Source organism: Cytobacillus sp. C11.1 (genome assembly GCF_058145115.1).
The window spans coordinates 4,143,974-4,164,711 of sequence record NZ_CM176935.1; the positions used below are offsets into that span (position 1 = coordinate 4,143,974).

Annotated in this window: 22 protein-coding genes and 1 riboswitch; of the genes, 5 read left to right on the forward strand and 17 right to left on the reverse strand. The window is 41.9% G+C overall.

All coding sequences use genetic code 11. The annotated features are described in order from the left end of the window. Positions 1-25 precede the first annotated feature (25 nt). The 7 genes from AC3ZVC_RS20495 to yneA form a co-directional block, all read right to left on the reverse strand. Positions 26-466: a DUF6376 family protein gene (locus tag AC3ZVC_RS20495; RefSeq protein ID WP_490065014.1), complete on the reverse strand. Its 441-nt coding sequence runs from the start codon at positions 464-466 to the stop codon at positions 26-28. Between the two features lie 131 nt (positions 467-597). After that, positions 598-813, reverse strand: coding sequence for a YneF family protein (locus tag AC3ZVC_RS20500; RefSeq protein WP_214987835.1), 216 nt, complete (start codon positions 811-813; stop codon positions 598-600). A gap of 86 nt (positions 814-899) precedes the next feature. Continuing rightward, the gene (gene sirA / locus AC3ZVC_RS20505; RefSeq protein WP_490065015.1) at positions 900-1,337 is read right to left on the reverse strand and encodes a sporulation inhibitor of replication protein SirA; all 438 of its coding nucleotides are present in this window, start codon (positions 1,335-1,337) and stop codon (positions 900-902) included. A gap of 1,045 nt (positions 1,338-2,382) precedes the next feature. Next, entirely contained in the window at positions 2,383-4,389 is a 2,007-nt protein-coding gene (gene tkt, locus AC3ZVC_RS20510) for a transketolase (protein ID WP_490065016.1), read from the reverse strand. A 241-nt stretch (positions 4,390-4,630) separates the two neighbouring features. Beyond that, positions 4,631-4,864 carry a DUF896 domain-containing protein gene (locus AC3ZVC_RS20515; RefSeq protein ID WP_214729049.1) on the reverse strand — a complete coding sequence of 78 codons (234 nt, stop codon included), beginning with the start codon at positions 4,862-4,864 and terminating at the stop codon, positions 4,631-4,633. A gap of 141 nt (positions 4,865-5,005) precedes the next feature. After that, positions 5,006-5,653: a YneB family resolvase-like protein gene (locus AC3ZVC_RS20520; protein WP_490065017.1), complete on the reverse strand. Its 648-nt coding sequence runs from the start codon at positions 5,651-5,653 to the stop codon at positions 5,006-5,008. 14 nt (positions 5,654-5,667) lie between these two features. After that, positions 5,668-5,997, reverse strand: a complete 330-nt coding sequence (gene yneA, locus AC3ZVC_RS20525) for a cell division suppressor protein YneA (protein WP_490065018.1) — start codon at positions 5,995-5,997, stop codon at positions 5,668-5,670. A gap of 157 nt (positions 5,998-6,154) precedes the next feature. Between yneA and lexA the strand changes: the two genes are divergently transcribed. The 3 genes from lexA to AC3ZVC_RS20540 all read left to right on the forward strand — a co-directional run bounded on the left by lexA (position 6,155) and on the right by AC3ZVC_RS20540 (position 7,808). Then, complete coding sequence (gene lexA / locus AC3ZVC_RS20530) at positions 6,155-6,778, forward strand: transcriptional repressor LexA (RefSeq protein ID WP_110067950.1); 624 nt, start codon at positions 6,155-6,157, stop codon at positions 6,776-6,778. A 282-nt stretch (positions 6,779-7,060) separates the two neighbouring features. Continuing rightward, positions 7,061-7,345, forward strand: a complete 285-nt coding sequence (locus AC3ZVC_RS20535; RefSeq protein ID WP_214729056.1) for a DUF4257 domain-containing protein — start codon at positions 7,061-7,063, stop codon at positions 7,343-7,345. Between the two features lie 137 nt (positions 7,346-7,482). Continuing rightward, positions 7,483-7,568: riboswitch (cyclic di-GMP riboswitch) on the forward strand. Between the two features lie 54 nt (positions 7,569-7,622). Continuing rightward, positions 7,623-7,808 carry a hypothetical protein gene (locus tag AC3ZVC_RS20540; RefSeq protein WP_214729058.1) on the forward strand — a complete coding sequence of 62 codons (186 nt, stop codon included), beginning with the start codon at positions 7,623-7,625 and terminating at the stop codon, positions 7,806-7,808. A 283-nt stretch (positions 7,809-8,091) separates the two neighbouring features. Here the strand turns inward: AC3ZVC_RS20540 and glnA are convergent, their stop codons facing one another. The 4 genes from glnA to hflX form a co-directional block, all read right to left on the reverse strand. Beyond that, positions 8,092-9,426 (reverse strand): type I glutamate--ammonia ligase, encoded by a 1,335-nt coding sequence (glnA, locus tag AC3ZVC_RS20545; protein WP_490065019.1) that lies wholly within the window; start codon positions 9,424-9,426, stop codon positions 8,092-8,094. A gap of 42 nt (positions 9,427-9,468) precedes the next feature. Beyond that, positions 9,469-9,876, reverse strand: a complete 408-nt coding sequence (locus AC3ZVC_RS20550; protein ID WP_285289094.1) for a MerR family transcriptional regulator — start codon at positions 9,874-9,876, stop codon at positions 9,469-9,471. Positions 9,877-10,077: 201 nt separating this feature from the next. After that, the gene (locus AC3ZVC_RS20555) at positions 10,078-11,349 is read right to left on the reverse strand and encodes a methionine gamma-lyase family protein (protein ID WP_490065020.1); all 1,272 of its coding nucleotides are present in this window, start codon (positions 11,347-11,349) and stop codon (positions 10,078-10,080) included. Positions 11,350-11,362: 13 nt separating this feature from the next. After that, positions 11,363-12,619, reverse strand: coding sequence for a GTPase HflX (gene hflX / locus AC3ZVC_RS20560; protein ID WP_490065021.1), 1,257 nt, complete (start codon positions 12,617-12,619; stop codon positions 11,363-11,365). A 521-nt stretch (positions 12,620-13,140) separates the two neighbouring features. Here hflX and AC3ZVC_RS20565 point away from each other — a divergent pair. Next, on the forward strand, positions 13,141-13,746 hold the full coding sequence (locus tag AC3ZVC_RS20565; RefSeq protein WP_490065022.1) for a trimeric intracellular cation channel family protein: 606 nt from the start codon (positions 13,141-13,143) through the stop codon (positions 13,744-13,746). A 326-nt stretch (positions 13,747-14,072) separates the two neighbouring features. Here AC3ZVC_RS20565 and AC3ZVC_RS20570 read toward each other — a convergent pair whose 3' ends face one another. The 4 genes from AC3ZVC_RS20570 to miaA form a co-directional block, all read right to left on the reverse strand. After that, positions 14,073-14,306: a glutaredoxin family protein gene (locus AC3ZVC_RS20570; protein WP_214729069.1), complete on the reverse strand. Its 234-nt coding sequence runs from the start codon at positions 14,304-14,306 to the stop codon at positions 14,073-14,075. Between the two features lie 113 nt (positions 14,307-14,419). Then, a complete protein-coding gene (gene spoVK / locus AC3ZVC_RS20575; RefSeq protein ID WP_490065023.1) occupies positions 14,420-15,370 on the reverse strand; it encodes a stage V sporulation protein K in 951 nt (316 codons plus the stop codon). A 547-nt stretch (positions 15,371-15,917) separates the two neighbouring features. Next, complete coding sequence (gene hfq / locus AC3ZVC_RS20580) at positions 15,918-16,151, reverse strand: RNA chaperone Hfq (RefSeq protein ID WP_214729075.1); 234 nt, start codon at positions 16,149-16,151, stop codon at positions 15,918-15,920. 27 nt (positions 16,152-16,178) lie between these two features. After that, positions 16,179-17,141, reverse strand: coding sequence for a tRNA (adenosine(37)-N6)-dimethylallyltransferase MiaA (gene miaA / locus AC3ZVC_RS20585; protein ID WP_490065024.1), 963 nt, complete (start codon positions 17,139-17,141; stop codon positions 16,179-16,181). 272 nt (positions 17,142-17,413) lie between these two features. Between miaA and mreBH the strand changes: the two genes are divergently transcribed. Then, positions 17,414-18,421: a rod-share determining protein MreBH gene (gene mreBH / locus AC3ZVC_RS20590; protein ID WP_144542576.1), complete on the forward strand. Its 1,008-nt coding sequence runs from the start codon at positions 17,414-17,416 to the stop codon at positions 18,419-18,421. A gap of 277 nt (positions 18,422-18,698) precedes the next feature. Here mreBH and mutL read toward each other — a convergent pair whose 3' ends face one another. Then, positions 18,699-20,660: a DNA mismatch repair endonuclease MutL gene (gene mutL, locus AC3ZVC_RS20595; RefSeq protein ID WP_490065025.1), complete on the reverse strand. Its 1,962-nt coding sequence runs from the start codon at positions 20,658-20,660 to the stop codon at positions 18,699-18,701. Positions 20,661-20,678: 18 nt separating this feature from the next. Further along, a complete protein-coding gene (locus AC3ZVC_RS20600; protein ID WP_490068976.1) occupies positions 20,679-20,738 on the reverse strand; it encodes a hypothetical protein in 60 nt (19 codons plus the stop codon).

Consider the following 20,738-nt stretch of genomic DNA (forward strand, 5'->3'; position numbering starts at 1 on the left):
GAAAAAAGCACCCCTTGAGGATGCTTTACTGCCCTAATGCTTCGATTCGATTTAGGAGGCTTGTCACTTCATTTATTGTGCTAAACAGTTGGGAGTTCTCCAGCTTATCCAAAGCCAGGTTCCCATTCTCCAACACTTTATTTATCTCTGCCAGAAGCGCTTCATTTTGATTCACCAATTCCTGATGGATATCCTCGGCCAAGGTCGGGATATCCTTTAGTGCAATAAATTCTTCTACATCCTGTTTAAGAGTGAACAGCCGGTCCTCAAGTTCTTGTTTTAATGCTGGATCAGAAGCTGCCTCTTTAATCAGTTGCGGTGCCTCTTCAGCAAAATTATTTAAGGTATTGATATGCTCTGTCGCCTGATTAACATAGTCGATGGAATTATTCACTTCTCCAAGAAACGAACATCCGCTTAATAACATGGTAATGGCAAGAAGCCCAGTTAGGAGGTATTTTTTCATCCGCTTTTCCCCTTCTTGATTTCGTCATAGTCTATATACGTATTATATTTAAAGAAGGTTTCGTGGAAAGCATAAAAAACCACTTTCCTGTTTTCCAGAAAAGTGGCCTTTGATGGGATGCTTGTCCCTGATTACTTGCCAGTCTGCTTGTTCATGGCATTCATCATTTGGTTGATCTTCTTTTGTGATGGCTTCATGCCCATTTGCATCATCATCATTTTTAACATTTGTTCGTTAATTGGCGGATTTTTCTCTAGGTAGCTCATCATGTATTTTCGAGCAATGAAAAATCCTAGTGCTACACCAGCAAGAAGCGCCAGTATACCGACTAGAATATAAGTCCACATAAATACTTCCTCCTTCATGTTGTCTATCATACAGTGTACTAGACCAAAGGTTATTATACAATATTTGCTTCATTTTTTCTCTTATTTTAGACGAATTTTCTTTCTTTAATCGGTTTTAGCCACCCGTATCTCTGATGCTGAACGTCAACAGCCAGGAAGGAAGACTCGCTTTTTCGCAGCACCTCAAAAAATACCGTCTCAGCCTCATAGCTGCCAGTGGCTTCTAAAACCAAACACCGGTCAAACACTTCGAGCTTCGCCTTACTTTTTTTATTCATCTCTATATAGTATGCACTTTTTTCTATGAAAAAGTCCTTTTTCCTTTGAAGTTGCTGGTGAATATATTGATGTAACCGTAACCCCGGGATTGGTTTTGTGACAAAATCGATCTGTTTTGAAAGAATAGACTTCATTTCACCGGACGAATGCTCAAACTCCTCAAACAACTGAAAAAACATACGCTCTCTTCCAAAATAATGGGACGCAAATTCATCTTCTATTAAATACAGTTGATAAGCTCTCATTCGGCCCCTCCTTCCGGGACTATCCATTTCTTTCAATTATAAGGAAACAAAGGTAAGGAATCTGTCTGAAGATGTCAAAAACTATCACTAATTTTGTCGAATGGGAACATTATGAGGATTCTTAGTGGGAGATTAACATTCTTTACTGATGTTTCGACTTCTTTATTAAGTGCATAAAAATTTACATTTATTTTAGCTTTTTCCCTGTTTTAATATCGGATAATCCTGTTTAGTGGGGAATACTGTGATTTTTTCTCAGTATACTCTTTCTTCGGGATATTAAAATTGCTGCTTTGTATTATGGTATATCTTCTTTGACGACCAGATGCTTTGGCTTCTTACCAATTTGGGCTTCATGAAGGCTCTATGACGACGATTTTCTTTATCTTCTTACCATTTTGGTTGCCATGAGCGCTCTTTGACGACCATTTTCTTTGGCTTCTTATCATTATGGTTGCTATAAACACTTTTTGACGACCATTTTCTTTGGCTTCTTATCATTATGGTCGCTATAAACACTTTTTGACGACCATATTCTCTGGCTTCTTACCATTATGGTCGCCATAAACACTTTTTGACGACCATATTCTCTGGCTTCTTACCATTATGGTCGCCATAAACGCTCTATGACGACCATTTTCCTTGTCTTCTTATCATTATGGTCGCTATAAACACTTTTTGACGACCATATTCTCTAGCTTCTTACCATTATGGTTGCCATAAATGCTCTATGACGACCATTTTCATTGGCTTCTTTCCAATATGGTCGCCATAAGCACTCTATGACGACCATTTTCCTTGTCTTCTTCCCAATTTGGTCGCCATGAACGCTTTATGACGACCAAATTCTCTGGCTTCTTCCCAATTGAGTCGCCATAACCAATCTTTGACGACCATATTCTCTGGCTTCCTACCAAGTTGGTCGCTATAAACAATCCATGGCGACAATTCTCACTGTCATCCTCCAAATATAGTCTGCATGAACAAAGTCCAGCCTAGATCGAAAAAAGGAAGAGCTTTTCAGCTCTCCCTGTAAAGTCATTTATTAGTCTTGCAGCAATGCTTTTACGCGTGCAACCACATTGTCTACTGTGAAGCCGTATTCTTCCATGATCTTTTCGCCTGGTGCAGAGGCACCAAATGTATCGATGGCAAGAACATCGCCTTCGTCTCCAGCGTAGCGGTGCCAGCCAAGAGAAGATCCCATTTCGATGGCAAGTCTCTTCTTGACATCCTTTGGAATGACGCTTTCTTTGTATTCTTTGGATTGAGCTTCGAAGCGGTCCCAAGCAGGCATGCTGACTACAGATGCATGGATGCCTTCGCCTTCAAGCGCTTTTTTTGCTTCAACAGCCAGGCTAACTTCTGATCCAGCAGCAAGCAATAGTACATCTGCTTTGTCATTTGAAGCCGGTGAAACAACATAAGCACCTTTCTTAACGCCTTCGTATGCCGCTGAATCTGTTCCTTTTAATGTAGGAAGGTTTTGGCGAGTCAATACTAAAGCAGTTGGCTTGTTTGTTGATTCGATTGCTGTTTTCCAAGCAGCTGCTGTTTCGTTTCCGTCAGCAGGGCGGACAACAGAAATGTTTGGCATAGCGCGCAAGGCAGCAAGCTGTTCTACAGGCTCATGTGTAGGACCGTCTTCGCCAACTGCAATACTGTCATGTGTAAATACATACGTGACAGGCAGATTCATTAGTGCAGCCAAACGGATTGCCGGGCGAAGGTAATCAGAGAATACGAAGAATGTTCCTCCGAATACTTTTAATCCGCCATGAAGGGCCATCCCATTTAATGCAGCACCCATAGCAAATTCACGGACACCGAACCAGATATTGCGGCCTTCAAATGATTCCGATGTAAAGTCGCCAGTGCCTTTGATCATTGTTTTGTTGGATCCTGCAAGGTCAGCAGATCCGCCAAAGAATGAAGGAAGGTTTTGTGCGATTGCATTTAATGCTTCTCCAGAGGAAGCGCGGCTTGCAAGGCTCTTTCCTTCTTCATAAACAGGAATATCTTTATCCCATCCTTCAGAAAGCTCGCCTTTGATTGCCTGCTCCAATTGCAGGCCAAGTTCAGGATGCTTTTCTTTGTACTGTGCGAAAAGGTCTTCCCATTCCTGCTGCTTTTTAGCACCATTCTCTGCTACTTGCTGTTTGAAGTGATCGTATACTTCTTGTGGTACATGGAAGTCCTCTTCAAAAGTCCACTTATAAGCTTCTTTAGTCAATTTAAGTTCATCAGCACCAAGCGGAGCGCCGTGAACATCCGACTTACCTGATTTATTAGGAGAACCGTAGCCGATTACTGTTTTTACTTCAATCATAGTTGGACGATCTTCGTCTTGTTTCGCTTCCTCGATCGCTTTAGCGATTTCATGAAGGTCATTGCCGTCTTCAACTCTTATGTACTGCCAGCCATAAGACTTGAAGCGCTGTTCTACACTCTCAGAGAAGGATTTATCCAAATCTCCATCAAGTGAAATATCATTTGAATCATAAAGAACAACTAGTCTTCCAAGCTTTAAATGGCCTGCAAGTGAGGCAGCTTCCGCAGAAACACCTTCCATAAGGTCTCCATCTCCGCAAATGCTATATGTATAGTGATCAACCAAATTATAATTGTCTTTATTGTACGTTGCAGCCAGGTGGCGTTCAGCCATAGCCATACCAACCGCCATTGCAATACCCTGTCCTAATGGGCCAGTTGTTGCATCTACACCAGGAGTGTGCCCGAATTCCGGGTGGCCAGGAGTCTTGCTTCCCCATTGTCTGAACTGCTTAATATCTTCCATTGATACATCATAACCTGATAAATGTAAAAGGCTATATAATAACATGGATCCATGTCCCGCTGAAAGGACGAAACGGTCACGGTTGAACCATTCTGGGTTTTTAGGATTGTGGTTCATGAAGCGTGTCCAAAGTGTATAAGCCATTGGCGCAGCTCCCATTGGCATGCCTGGATGGCCGGAATTCGCCTTTTCAATGGCGTCGATTGATAAAGTACGAATGGAACTGATGGATAGTTCATCTGTTTGATTAAACATTCAATACATCCTTTCGAGAGTAATTCTTACTCTATTTATATTATCGGGTGTCTGTTTTTTTCACAACCAATTGGGTCAGGAAAAAGACAAAAAAAGCCGGTTTGTTACTATTTTGACACAAAAAGACCCGGCATATGTAAAGAAAAGCGGAGATAGCCGGCAAATTATGCCAAGGTGGTCATCTCCGCTTTCTATTAAAAGAAGGAATACAACTGAATGTGTATCCCTTGCAATTATGATATTAATGAAGGCGGTTTTTATTTTGAAGATCTTTCAGTTTTTTAGGGGTTACGTCATTGCCCTTAGGATCAACGACCGTTACGCCTTTTAACGTATTTAACATCGAAGAGCGGAATGTCTCCAAATATTCTCTGCGGAGTGAAGATTGCTCCTTCGCTTCTTCTTCTGTTAAACGGGATTCTTTCGCCTTCTTTGCCAGTGCGTTAATTCGAGCAAGTTTTTCTTTTGGCAGCATGCTTAAGCTCCTTTATATCAAAAGTTAACCTTTGGATAATCTAAAAGAAAGTTTGGTTACACTACAAGTTTCACCAATTATAAATATTGAAACTCAAATGCCATCATACTAAAAAAGAGCACTTTTGACAAGAAAAGTGCTCTACTCTGCTAATGAATCAACATATTCTTTATATCTTCTATGTACGGTTGCTTTTGATATATTGTAGCCGAATCCCCTTAACGTTGCTGCGATTTCGGCGAAGGTGAGATCGTTTTTTCGAAGCCGGACAATTTCATCGATTGGGACTTCGATCCTTTCCCTGCCGGCATTGACTCCTTGATTACTAAGATTTTTCTCAGGATGGTATCCTTTTTCTACCGCTCTTTGCATACCCCGTTTAATTTTAATATTATGAAGCTTTCTTTGATACTCTTCTACCATTCCGACAATGCTCAATACCATGGAGTCCGATTCCGATAGCTGAAGCTTGCCGTAGTTGGAAATGCTGTAAAGCTGGACCTCTTCTTTAAAGATACAATGGAGGATGGCAATCTTGGCATTGCCGCGCCCAAGCCGTGTCTCATCCTGGATCAGAACTACATTAATATCCTTTTCTTTTATTAAATCCAGAAGCTCAAGTATCCCGTCTCTTTCTAAATCGTATCCGCTCGCCTGGTCGCGAATAACTTTCACCACTTCAAAACCATTCTCTTTTGCCAGGTTCAATAGCTCCTCTTCCTGTCTGGAGAGAGAGGTTTCCTGCGTTTCTTTAGTTGTGCTTACCCTGCAGTATATAATTGCTTTCATAATTTCTCCTTTAACTATTTGAGTTCAGAACTGGCAAGCTCGGTAAATGGCTGCCCTTCCGCAGCTTTAACAGGGATAACAATTTCATCACCTGGAAATATTCTTCCTCCGGCAATTCCATTGTTTTGTTCTACCCAGTTAATAAATTCATCTGCTGACAGTGAATGTTCAGCTGAGAAATCTTCAGCGATTTCCCAAAGGGAGTCACCTTCAGATACAGTAACTTTAACAAACTTTTCACTATCCGGCGTTTCCATTTGCAAAACTAATATTAATGATGCTGCCAAGCTTAAAATGAATAGAATAATAGCATAAGAATAAGAATCCCACAATTTTTTCAACATTATTAAACACCTCTGTTAGAATATATGTTCGCATTTGATGTTTTTATTATAGACCGAACACTTGTTTGATGTCAACGAAAATTCGAACTTATGTTTGTATCACCTGGTAATTGATGCTATAATAAAGACAAAGAAAATCATACGAGGTGCGTTAAAGATGGTGAAATTATCAAAAAGGCAGCAAGATATATTGGAATTTATAAAAGAAGAAGTAAAACTAAGAGGCTACCCGCCTTCTGTTAGAGAGATAGGAGAAGCAGTTGGGCTTGCTTCCAGCTCTACTGTCCACGGCCATCTCGCAAGGCTCGAAAGCAAAGGTTTGATCCGCAGGGACCCTACTAAGCCGCGTGCCATTGAAATTTTAGATTTGGACGAGTCTTCGCACATTCCAAAAGTTAGCGCAGTAAACGTGCCGATCGTTGGTAAGGTTACTGCCGGCCAGCCGATTACCGCGATTGAAAATGTGGAGGAATACTTCCCTCTCCCAGAAAGGCTGGCTCCAGCTGACGAGCATGTATTCATGCTTGAAATTATGGGAGAAAGTATGATTGAGGCTGGAATTCTGGATGGTGACTATGTAATCGTTAAGCAGCAAAGCACAGCTAATAACGGAGATATTGTTGTTGCCATGACTGAAGAAGACGAAGCGACCGTTAAACGATTTTTCAAGGAGAAAGATTATGTTCGCCTCCAGCCTGAAAATTCTACGATGGAACCTATTATCCTTCGAAATGTATCCATCCTTGGCAAGGTAATTGGAGTATATCGACATATTCATTAATAGACTTTCAAAAAGCAAGCATTTATGTTTGCTTTTTATTTTTTGAAAAATACTGATTATATACAGTTCTTATTACCTGATCCTATGAATAAAATCATACGATAGTACCAGTTACTTCTTACTTGGAAGGAAGTTACAGTAAAGTTTAACTATTTTATTTTCAGAAAATTCGGTATTTTTATGCATACTAATTTATACCATCTCCCTATATAATGGTAATACACCGAGAATCAACCTAAGGTCGCTTGTCCAAAATCTCGACTTTAGGAGTGTGAAGAAAATATGTTTTTGAACATTACCTTCGCTTTGTTGATTGGTGGGCTGGTCGGTGTCGTTGGACATATTCGGAAAGAAGGCAAAATGGTAAAACCCCGGAGGACAAAGAAATTCATCTACCTGGGGGTCTTGGAAGAAGTAATCATGGGGGCTTTAGCGGCTGTTTTTTTGGTCGTATCTTCAGATCCTGACTCTACCTTAAAGATTGTACTCCTTTCGGTTATTGCAGGATTTGGAGGAGATGCACTGCTGACATGTCTCGATTTCTTAAAGATCAGACATAAAGAATAGAGATTGGCAGAAAGAGTTCATATAGACAAAACCTCGTTCTTCATCGAACGGGGTTTTTTGTGTGACTGCATTAAACTGTTTTGCGTTTGTATTACAAATCCCGGTAAAGTATGATTTTTCCGCCAATTTATGATATTATTTCATCTGGGCAAATTCCATGAAAGTGGGAGACGCAAAGCCACGGGCCTAAAACGATTAAAGTCATGGCAGCCGGGCTGCTTATAAGACAATTCATACCAGAACAATTTGCCTAAATCAGCTATGAGAAGGGTGAAAAATGATTTATCCAACAGTGCTTAGCAAGGAGTCGAACTTGGTGCACATCGTAAAGGATCAAAACAGCTGTGTATGCGGATTTACATACAATGCCTTTACAACTTTCACCAAAAAGGATCTTAAAAAAATAAAATTCAAACCGGAAAAGGTTATCACCTGTCCGAACTGCAAATCCATCATTCAGTGATGGATTTTTTATATATTAGGCTATATTAAAGTTTGTTGTTAATGGCACTGCGTTTTGTAGCTTGAGGAGTGAAAACGCACTCGCATATTCTTCATGTGGTATTTATTCGGGGATGTATAATTCATTGACCCCTGCGAGAAGCGTGTCAACGGGAGACCACAGACGCGAATGCACCTAGGAGCGTCAGACCGACCGCGGAACGCGAGCTCAGTGAACGGAAATCACCACTCAAGCTTAACCGCACAAAAAAGCCTCGGCACTGAGGCCAAGGCTTGACTGATTATTAATACATGCTCAGATACTGCTCGCGCTCCCATGGATGCACTTGCGTACGGAACATATCCCACTCGATTTCTTTTGCTTCAATGAAGTGTTCGAAAATATGATCGCCAAGAGCAGAAACGATTACTTCGTCATTTTTAAGTTCTTCAAGGGCAGCTGCCAATGTTGCTGGAAGATCCTTGATCCCTTCTTCTACACGCTCTTGCTTGTTCATTACATAGATGTTGCGGTCAACTGGTGCTGGAGGAGTCAATTTGTTCTTGATTCCATCAAGTCCAGCTTTTAATAACACAGCCATAGCAAGGTATGGGTTCGCAGCAGGGTCAACACTGCGGACCTCAACACGAGTACTTATGCCGCGGGAAGCCGGAATACGGATAAGCGGTGAACGGTTTTGAGCAGACCATGCAACATAGCAAGGTGCTTCATAGCCAGGAACCAAACGCTTATAAGAGTTAACGATTGGGTTTGTTACTGCTGTAAATGCTGTAGCATGATTGATGATGCCTGCGATAAAGTGACGTGCGTCATCACTAAGTTGAAGATCGCCAGTTTCGTTGAAGAATGCATTTTTTCCATCCTTGAATAATGAAACGTTACAGTGCATACCAGAACCGTTCACACCGAATAGTGGTTTTGGCATAAATGTCGCATGCAGGCCGTGCTTGCGGGCAATTGTTTTAACAACAAGCTTGAACGTCTGGATTTGATCACATGCTGTTAAAGCATCTGCATATTTAAAATCGATTTCGTGCTGGCCAGGAGCAACCTCATGGTGGGAAGCTTCAATCTCAAAGCCCATTTCTTCAAGTTCAAGCACTATGTCGCGGCGGCAGTTTTCACCAAGGTCTGTTGGTGCAAGGTCGAAGTATCCGCCGTTATCATTTAGCTCTAGAGTCGGCTCTCCAGCAGGATCAAGCTTGAATAAAAAGAATTCTGGTTCAGGTCCAAGATTGAAATCTGTGAAGCCTAACTCTTCCATTTCACCTAGAATACGTTTTAAATTGCTGCGAGGGTCACCTAGGAATGGAGTTCCATCCGGATTGTAGATATCACAGATCAAACGCGCAACTTTTCCTTTTTCCGCTGTCCAAGGGAATACCACCCATGTATCAAGGTCAGGATATAAATTCATATCTGATTCTTCAATACGTACGAAGCCTTCGATAGAAGATCCGTCAAACATCATTTTGTTATCAAGCGCTTTTTCAAGCTGGCTGATTGGAATTTCAACGTTTTTAATTGTTCCTAGAATATCCGTAAACTGTAAACGGACAAATTTTACGTTTTCTTCTTCTGCAATGCGTTTAATATCGTCTTTAGTGAACTTAGCCAATGGTATTTCCTCCCTTAAATTTACATGAGTGTTTTTTATTTATTAATGGAAAAAGCGGTGCATGTTGCCTTGACGCAGTGATGAACGATTGAATCGGCCAGCCTGCACAATTTCTTTGCGAAGGAGTTTCCGGATTTCTTCATCAGAAAGATCGCGTCTCGCTTTATCTTCTTGCTTCTTCATATTATCTGATATTGCTTGCTGTTCTTTTACGAAAAATAGCTGTTTGATCCCGGCCATGTTGACACCCTGGTCGATTAAGTCTTTAATCTCCAAAAGTACATCAATATCGTTTAAGGAAAAAAGTCTTCTATTTCCGTCAGTTCTAGCTGGAGAAATTAATTGGTGCTCTTCATAGTAGCGTATCTGCCTCGCGGTCAGATCGGTTAGCTGCATGACAGTACCAATTGGGAAAAGCGGCATGGAACGTCGAATTTCACTTCCAGTCAACTATTTCTCCCCCTTTTCATTACTTCTTGTGATTATTATATGTAATGTAAGATAATCTGTCAACTGGATGTTAGCTTTTATTACATGTTTTTTTCAAAAAATTTTTGTTTTTGTTTTTTTATATAATTTCCATGCTTAATAACAAAAATTTTCAAATAGAAAAGGACAACTAACTAGGTAGCTGTCCTTCTTTATATTCACCTATTCTATTTCAATTAAACCTTTTTCCAGTAAACGGTTTAATGCAATGCAGACTGCCATCTTCACATGCGAATACGTCAGCCCGCCCTGCACATACGCTACATATGGGGGTCTGATTGGCCCGTCAGCCGTTAATTCAATGCTGGCTCCCTGGATAAATGTACCTGCAGCCATGATGACATCATTTTCATAGCCAGGCATGTATGCCGGGTAAGCTGTGACATGGGAATTGACAGGAGAGGCAAATTGAATCGCCTGGCAAAATGCTACCATTTTATCTTTGTCATCAAATTGAACGGACTGAATAAGGTCGGTTCTTTTGCTATTCCATTTTGGATAGGAATTCATGCCAAGGCGCTCAAGCATCGCTGCGGTAAAAACCGCTCCTTTAAGTGCCTGGCCAACCACATGCGGAGCCAGGAAGAAGCCCTGGTACATTTCCTGAAGGCTGTATAGGGATGCACCGGCTTCCGCCCCTATTCCAGGTGAAGTCATCCGGTATGAGCAGGCCTCGACCCATTGCTTTTTCCCGACAATATAGCCGCCCGTCTTGGCAATGCCGCCGCCTGGGTTTTTAATGAGCGACCCTGCCATCAGGTCAGCTCCAACATGGCATGGCTCCCGGTCTTCCACAAACTCCCCATAGCAATTGTCTATAAAGACTACTGCGTCAGGCTTAATTTCTTTTACAAATCTGATCATCTCATTAATTTGTTCAATTGTAAAAGAAGGCCTGGTCGCATACCCTTTGGAGCGCTGAATGCCAATCATTTTTGTATTCGGCTTGATTGCACTTTGCACGGCTGGGTAATCGATGCTTCCCTCTTGGGTTAACGGCACGCTATTGTAGCCTATGCCAAATTCTTTTAATGAGCCGTTCCCAGTTCCACGAATCCCGACAATCTCTTCTAATGTGTCGTATGGCTTGCCGGTTATATATAGCAATTCGTCACCCGGTCGCAGTACCCCAAAAAGGGCAATGGAAATGGCATGTGTGCCCGAAATGATTTGCGGCCGAACCAGGCCGGCTTCCCCGCCAAACACTTCTGCATATATCTCTTCAAGCGTATCTCGGCCGATATCATCATATCCGTAGCCTGTCGATGGAGTGAAATGCGAATCGCTTACTTTATAATTTTGGAAGCTGTTTAAAACGCGGAATTGATTGTCATCAATTCGCTGGTCTATGCTTTGCAGTACTTCTGAAATTTGTTGCTCCACTTCTTTTACAATTGGCTGGAGCTTTTCCCCCTGTGATAACTGTTGAAACATGGTGTTCTCCTAACTATACGGTATATTTCGTTAAAGGCCCTGAAATTGCATGATCCTCAAGATAGTAGCCTTTGCAAACATATAATTCCTTTTCTTCATGGAAGCTTAATTCGCGCATAATGGTTTCATTCTTGAGCTGGGAAAGAAGCTTCCCTTCTGTTGAAGGCACTTCAACATGATAGTGCTTCATCATCCCCAGAATCATTTGCTCAATTTTCCGCTTTAAATCATTGCGGTCCTCTTCCTCGAAGGCACTTATTTGGATGGTTTCGGTTTTAGCTGTCGGAACAAAATCAGGATGCCTTAAATCTCTTTTATTATATACCGTCAATTGCGGAATTTTATCATTTTCCAAATCTTCTATTAGTTTATTGACTGTCTGCTCGTGCTGGAAATAGTCCGGATTGGACATATCCACAACATGCAGAAGGAGATCTGCCTCCTTCACCTCTTCAAGAGTTGAGCGGAAGGCAGCGATCAAAGTTGTTGGCAGGTCCTGAATAAACCCAACTGTATCCGTCACAAGTGTCATAAAACCGCTAGGCAAAATTAGCTTGCGCGTCATCGGGTCAAGCGTAGCAAACAGCTGGTTTTCTTCATATGATTCAGCTTCTGAAAGTCTGTTAAAAATGGTTGATTTGCCTGCATTCGTATAACCGACAAGGGCAATTTGGAAGGCTTTATTTTTCTTCCTTCTTTCACGGTATCTGTCGCGGTGCTGAACGATGACAGACAGCTGCGTCTTAATATCGTCGATTCTGCGGCGGATATGGCGGCGGTCAGATTCCAGTTTCGTCTCACCCGGACCTCTTGTGCCAATTCCCCCGCCAAGCCTTGAAAGCTGGATACCCTGTCCGGACAGACGAGGAAGCAGATATTGAAGCTGAGCCAATTCAACCTGCAGCTTACCCTCTTTGGAACGGGCTCTTTGTGCGAAGATATCCAAAATTAGCTGTGTACGGTCAATAATCCTGGCATCCAGGTCTGACGAAAGATTGCGAACCTGGCTTGGTGAAAGCTCATCATTAAAAATGATGATATCTGCTTCCATTTCCTCCTGGAGTGCAGCCAATTCCTCCACTTTTCCTTTTCCTATATATGTAGACGGATGAATCCGTTCTCTTTTTTGTGTAACGGAAGCTAAAACTTTTCCATTGGCGGTCTCCGTCAAGGACTCCAATTCCTCCATGGAATATTCAAACCGCTGGTCATCTTCTTCTGTATGGCAGCCGACAAGAATTACTTTTTCATATTCTGGCTTTTGTTCCAATCAGCATCCCTCTTTCATATGTGTATTAGAAAAGCTGGGAAGCAAATCGTTCCGATCAGCTTTGCCTCTGCTTTCTGATTGATAACATCATATCAAAAAAATTTTGCCAATACTAATTTTTACCTCTTCGTTAATCCTTTTGCAGCTTTATAAAAAGGCCGTTTTTAAAGCTCAAGTTTGACTGAGCATCACGTTCGATTGGTCCGGAAAGCACGAGTCCTTTGAAAATGTGTTCGCATTTCCTTCATGAGGTGTGTTTTCACGGATGTTTATTCATTGTCCTGCGGGAGTGCGGATCATAGGGAGACCCCACGCTCTGGCCACCGGCGGAAATCAGGCTTCTTGAGATTAAATTAATAAACAGATTTTACACAGTTTTAAAAAAGCTATACAGTCTTAAACAAAAGTATTGTATTTCTTTTTTTCCATGTTAAAATCATATTGTTTGAAAGAATATACCTATATTAATAAGGTTTAAATGATATAGAATGTGAGATTTTCATCAAGAGGAGAAATGGTATATGACATGGGAAGTTTTAAGTATGATTGGTACCATTGCCTTCGCGGTCAGCGGCGCAATTGTTGCCATGGAAGAAGAATACGATATTTTAGGTATATACATTCTAGGAATCGTCACCGCTTTCGGCGGAGGAGCCATCCGGAATTTATTAATAGGCGTACCGGTCTCTGCCCTTTGGGAACAGGGGTTATTTTTTCAAATTGCACTTTTATCCATCACAGCAGTAATGCTTTTCCCAAATAACCTGCTTAAACACTGGCAAAGATGGGGCAATTTCTTTGATGCAATCGGGTTATCCGCATTTGCTATTCAAGGAGCACTTTATGCAACTGAAATGAACCATCCATTAAGCGCAGTTATTGTAGCTGCAGTTTTAACAGGCAGTGGCGGCGGAATCATCCGCGACCTGCTTGCACGCAGAAATCCGCTGGTATTGAAATCAGAAATTTATGCTGTCTGGGCCATCCTATGCGGAGCAGCGATCGGGTTGGGAATCGCGGTCTCTTCATTTGAATTATATTCCTTGTTTATCATTATTACTGCGTTAAGGGTATTATCCTACACCTACAAATGGAAGCTTCCGGTCAAGAGTCTGGGAACCAGATAAAGATAAAGAAAAGTATCGGTTTCGCGCCGATGCTTTTTATTTTTGGCTGGGTTACAGCTTATTGTTGATTCCCAGCCTAAATTTTGATAAAATTTCGGTTTTTTTTATGTTCAGGAATCCATTAACCCCCACCGGTATTGAAACTCCATTTATTCGCAAGATTCCACCATTTGTTCGTAAGTTTTGCCTGTTTATTCGCTAAATCTTACGTTTTATTCGTAAATTCGTACCTTTTGTTCGCTAATTATCACCGTTTATTCGTAAAGTTCACAAATACCGCTCAAAAAAGAGCCTGCTCACCAAGTGAACAGGCCATTTTCTTTAAATTATTGCTTTATGTTTGCCATAATGTTGTTTGGGTCGAATCCAAGTACCCATTTGCCGTTAACATTGATTTGCGGTACGCCCATTTGGCCAGTAGTTTCAACCAGCTTTTGCGCAGCTCTTTGGTCTTGCTGGACGTTTACCTCTTTGTAAGATAATCCTTGCTCATCCAGGAAGTTTTTCACCATTGTGCAATAAGGACATGTATTGGTTGTGTAGACTGTAATATCGTTCATTTTTATATTCCTCCTCTAAATCGCCTCTTTAAATACCCCTAATGGTATTTTAACTTAGTAAAAAAACAATGTCAACACTGTATGACACTGTCTTTTTATTGATTACTGTTCCCTTAATCATCTTCCTCAAACACTAAATCATTGCTTCTTATTGTCATTAAATCATGGCGGTCATAACTGTTTTGCATAAGGAGGCGCATAGCCTGTGTACGGATTGACTTTTCAATAATATTGCGGATATAGCGTCCATTTGAAAAGCTATTCGGACTTAGAGTATTTTTAACATAAAACAAGTGCTCCCGAAGCTTCTTTTCAGATTCATGACTTAATGTGTATTCTCGCTCTTTTAGCATTCTCTGGCCAATTTCCATTAGCTGTTCGATAGAGTAGTCCGGGAAATCAACCACCAGCGGAAAACGGGAGTGGAGACCTGGATTTAAAGTAAGGAAATAATCCATTTCCCTGGAATACCCCGCCAGGATCAGGATGAACTCATGCTGGCGGTCCTCCATATGCTTCACAAGTGTGTCGATCGCTTCCTTGCCGAAATCCTTTTCCCCGCCCCTGCCTAATGAATAAGCTTCATCGATGAACAGGATGCCCCCTATCGATTTTTTCACCAGATCCCTTGTCTTTTGAGCAGTATGCCCAATATATTCTCCAACGAGATCCGCCCTCTCGGCTTCAATCAGATGCCCTTTTGATAACACATTCATTTTTTGAAAAAGTTTTCCTATTAATCGGGCAACCGTTGTTTTCCCAGTTCCCGGATTTCCTTTAAACATCATATGGAGTGCTTGTTTTCCTGCTTTCAGGCCGGCTTCTTCCCGCTTTTTATTAACATAAATCCAAGCATAAATTTCTTTTATCATCTTCTTCATCTCTTCCATTCCTACAAGAGCGCCAAGTTCTTCCTCGATTTCTTTCAGGGCTGCATGCTCAGGCGGAATGGTCTTTGGAACCACTTGAGATTCTGGAAGTTCTTTTGTGTATGTTTTTCGCTTCTGTGAATTTAGTACGATGCTGATTTGACCGTTATTTTTCAAGCGAATCGGCTGGTCCAAAAGCTATCACCTCACATTCTTAGGCACAGTATACGCTTAGAAGTAACCTTTGTGACAAAAGCCTATATGTTTCCGTCAGATTACGGTTATAAGGCTAATTAACGACAAATTCCCGCTCTTTTCAGCAATGATTGATTCGAGGATGTCGTTTTGTGCGGTTTCCCGAGAAATAAGATGAAACTTCAATCTGTCTGCTGATTAGTTAAGTCTCTCAGGATGCTAGTCACTCAGACGTCGCCATATGGACGTGGCGTCTTTAGCCCGAGTTCTGATCATCGGGCTTTTCGGGCATTGCCCCACACTTAGCATTCTCTTTGGCCTCAAACACCAAATTGGGAGATTTACTGCCCGTTCATGCGGGATAAAGGGAAATGAAGCCCTTTGAGCCTGGAACTAGAGGTCTGCCTCATAACAGCGATAAATTCCCATATCTATATGTATTCAAGCTATAAGCATTTCATTAAAGGTTTTTAACTTTAACTGCTATTGGAAAAATAAAAATAGCCTGCTTCCATCGAAGCAGGCCTTCTTTTTGAAACTGGGTATATTATTGCTGGTTATCTAAGTCCAGCTGAACATTGCGCTGTGGTACGAATGTAGAAATAGCATGCTTATATACCAGCTGCTGCTTGCCTTCAGACTCAAATAAAACAGTGAAATTATCAAAGCCTTTAATACAGCCTCTAATTTGGAATCCGTTTAAAAGGAACACGGTGCAGTTTGTATTGTCCTTGCGTAGCTGGTTAAGAACCTGATCTTGAATATTGATTGCTGATTTCATAATAATCCTCCTCTTTTATCTCTATCATTATGTATTCGATTTTATTTTCAGCTTTCCTTCAATAAGAGCAGAAATTTCAGCGAATTTTTTTTCAAACTCTTGAGGGTCTGCTGTATCGGACATATCAAACCATTCCACATTCATCTTGTTTCGAAACCAGGTTAGCTGTCTTTTTGCATATCTTCGTGAATTTTGCTTCAGATTTCCTAAAGCGTCCTCTAGCGAAACACGCCCATTGAAGTATTCATAAAGCTCTTTGTACCCGATGGCCTGAATGGACTGGCAATCCTTTAAACCCTGTTTATAAAGGGATTTAACCTCTTCCCGCAAACCATCCTTCATCATGATATCCACACGCAGATTAATGCGTTCATACAACTTTTCCCGATCCATCGTTAGCCCGATCAGCGCGGTATCATAAAGAAGTTCAGGATTCTGATTCTCCTGATAATCCGACATCGTTTTTCCGGTACAATGATAGATCTCAAGCGCTCGGATCACCCTGCGGATATTGTTGGGATGGATTTTGCTTCCGCTTTCCGGGTCAATTTCCATCAGCTCTTTATAAAGAGCTTCGTTCCCTTCCCCTTCCGCGCGTTCTTCCAGCTTCTTTCTGAAATCGTCATCTGAAGGAGCATCAGAAAATTGATAATCGTAAATGACTGATTGAATATATAATCCCGTGCCCCCGACGATCATTGGAAGTTTGCCTCTTGAAGTGATTTCAGAAATTTTGCTTCGGACAAGCTCCTGGAACTCTGCCGCGGAAAAAGGGTCTTCCGGATTTTTAATATCAATTAGGTGATGTGGAATACCTTCCATTTCTTCTTTTGTAATCTTGGCGGTGCCTATATCCATACTCTTATATATCTGCATGGAATCGCCGCTGATAATTTCAGCATTAAACCTTTTTGCAAGGAGAATGCTTAATTTTGTTTTACCAACTGCTGTAGGGCCAATCAGCACTACAAGCTTTTCTTTTTCGCTCATCTGTTCACTGCCTTTACTGCCGTTCTATTTACTATCCTACCATAATGCAGGAAAATTTTTCAGGTATCATTTTACCATTCTTGATAAAAACAGAACATCTAAGCAGTATAGTCAGATTTTACCCTTCTTATTCGACAAGTTTCCTAAAATTTTCATGAAAGATTACATTTTTTTAACGATTCCATAACAAACAGAGGTTGGCCCCCATATTCATGTTAATTTATTAGAAGGCTATATTGTGACTTTATAAATTGGAAATAGGTGAATAATTCATGATAAATACATCTGAAATTGGTATTGATTTAGGAACAGCAAACATTCTTGTATATAGTAAAACAAAAGGGATTATCTTAAACGAACCTTCTGTTGTTGCAATTGACACAGAAACGAAAAAAGTGTTAGCAGTTGGTAAAGAAGCCAAAGAAATGATCGGTAAAACTCCAGGACGAATTGTCGCGATCCGTCCTCTTAAAGATGGGGTAATTGCAGATTATGATACAACGACAGAAATGCTTCGCCAAGTCATGCGAAAAGCATCGAAAAAAGTCGGATTTGCAATCAGAAAGCCTAACGTGGTTGTATGTACTCCTTCTGGCTCTACCTCTGTTGAAAGAAGAGCGATCCAGGACGCAGTGCGAAATGCTGGTGCAAAAAAGGTCCATCTTATTGAAGAACCGGTTGCAGCTGCAATTGGTGCAGGCATGCCCGTTGATGAGCCAGTCGCAAACGTCGTTGTAGATATTGGCGGCGGTTCAACAGAAGTGGCCATCATCTCCTTTGGCGGCGTTGTGGCCTGCCACTCCATCCGCATCGGCGGCGACAGACTTGATGACGACATCATTCAGCATGTACGCAAAGAATACAATGTCCTTATTGGTGAAAGGACCGCTGAACAGGTTAAAATGGAAATTGGCTATGCATTAGTCGACCATGAGGAATTGACAATGGAAGTGCGCGGCCGGGACCTTGTGACTGGTTTACCAAAAACAATCACATTGTCTTCATATGAGGTTCGCGATGCAATGAAGGAAGCTCTCCTTCATATTCTTGAAGCAATCCGTGCTACTTTAGAAGACAGCCCTGCTGAACTGAGTGGTGACATTGTTGACCGCGGCGTAATCTTATCAGGCGGAGGTGCCCTGCTTAATGGCATGCAGGATTGGCTATCACAAGAAATCGTCGTACCTGTGCACCTCGCTCCAAACCCGCTTGAATCTGTAGCGGTTGGTACCGGGGTTGCATTAAAGTATATTGATAAACTTCATACATTGGTAAGATAATTTAAATAAGGAGCATCCATTTTGCAAAATGGGTGCTTATTTATTTTGAGCACTAGTCGTTGTTAGATAAAAGGAGAAGCAGGAGCCAATCGGAAGGGAAAGTGCCGTTTAATATTGGTTTTCACCGGAATTAGTCGGGTTAATTGTGCCGATCAGATGGGGAATTCGCTTCTCATCGGCACTTATCGAACAGAATAGTGCCTACCTTTGTTTACATAATATAATTATTGTTCAGCTATATAAAAAAACGCCAAACCCTTTTGGGCTCAGCGTCTCTTTACATTACCCTCTTGAACATTTTCTCCATTTCATAAGTAGAGTAATGAATAATAATCGGGCGGCCATGCGGGCATGTGAACGGATCAGATGTCCGGCGCAATTCATCCAGCAGTGCTTGAATTTCATCATTGCGCAGGTGCTGGTTCGCTTTAATAGAAGCTTTGCAGCTCATCATGATCGCAGCTTCCTCTCGCAGCTTTTTAATATCGACTCTCTTCATCGCTAATAGCTGTTCAATCATATCCTCAATGATTTCCTGCTCCTCGCCTTTTGGCAGCCATTGCGGATGGGATCGGACGATAAAGCTGTTATGGCCAAACGGCTCCAGAAACACGCCGACTTTTTCAAGTTCAACTTTGTGTTCATCTATTTTTATATAATCGTCAGTTGAGTATTCGAACGTCAGGGGTATGAGCATTTCCTGCAATTCGCTTTCAACCTGGCTGACTTTTTCTTTGAAGTACTCGTACTTAATCCGTTCCTGGGCAGCGTGCTGGTCGATGATATAAAGGCCTCTATCGTTTTGGGCAAAAATATAGGTCCCATGCATTTGCCCGATCGGATAGAGCGGCGGAACCCGGGATGGTTCCTGCTCATTAGGAGACTCGGCAAAAAACGGATTTAAACCTGCGGCCCTTGGCTCTTCTTTCTGGAACAAATGCTGATCTTCTTTTGGATATTCTACTGCTGAAGAAACACGATCCTCGCGCGGATCTTCCTGAACAGAATCACCTTCAGGAACAAAAGGCGAAGGGGAAAAACTTCTCTGGCTAAGCTGAGCAGTGTGGGGTACCTCAGTTTTAAGAGAAAAGCTCCGCGAAGTGCTTTCCGGAACAGCTTCTTCACTCGTTTCACGAACATAAGAAGATGCAGAGATTTTCCGTTCTTCTTTCTCCGGCAAGTGATCCAGCTCCAAAGCAGTCTGCTCCGACTTTGGCTTCATGCTCTTCGGCTGCGTAAACCCGGACGGAATCAGCTCTTCCTTTTTAAAAGCAGCCTTAAGTGCACTTGATACAAGCTCATTCAATTCATGCTCCTTGCTTAACCGTACTTCCATCTTGGAAGGATGGACATTGACATCAACAAGAAGCGGATCCATTTCAATATTCAACAGGACGATCGGATAGCGGCCAATTGGCAAGAGGGTATGATATCCCTCCTGAATGGCCTTTGCCAGTGAATAATTTTTTATAAAACGTCCGTTAATCATAGTGGAGATATAATTGCGTGATGCTCTTGTAATCTCCGGCAATGCTGCATAGCCGCTTATTTTAAAATCAAGCGAGCTCGCTTCAATTGGAACCATCTTTTTTACGATGTTCAGCCCATAAATCGCTGCAAGCACCTGGCGGACATCGCCGTTCCCGTTCGTCTGCAGGAGCTTGCGGTCATTATGAATCAGGCGGATGGCGACCTCTGGATGGGCAAGCGCCAGCCGGTTCACCACATCGGTTATATTGCCAAGCTCGGTGTGGATCGTCTTCATATATTTCAGACGGGCCGGCGTGTTGAAAAATAAATCAGTCACGGTGAGATCGGTCCCTTTTCTGCCAGGCGCTTTTTCCATCACCTCTACTTTTCCGCCTTCAGTGACCAGGCGTGTGCCGGCTTCGCCAGTCGAGGTTTTCATTTCGATCCGCGAAACGGACGCAATACTCGGCAATGCCTCGCCGCGGAATCCGAGCGTGCGGATGCGGAAAAGGTCATTTTCATCTTTTATTTTACTTGTGGCATGGCGATGAAATGCATTAAGGACATCATCCTCTTCAATTCCGTCGCCGTTATCAATGATCCGGATTTTTGCCAGGCCAGCTTCTTCTACTTCAATTTCAATTATTGTGCTCCCGGCATCAATCGAGTTCTCCATCAATTCTTTAACTACTGATGCAGGCCGCTCTACCACCTCACCGGCAGCAATTTTATTTGAAAGCGAGTCATCCAGCTGTATGATTTTCCCCATCTCGTCACCCCCTGTTGGCTAGTTCTTTAGTTTTTTGTGCAGCTCATATAATGTATTTAACGCCTGCATTGGCGTCAT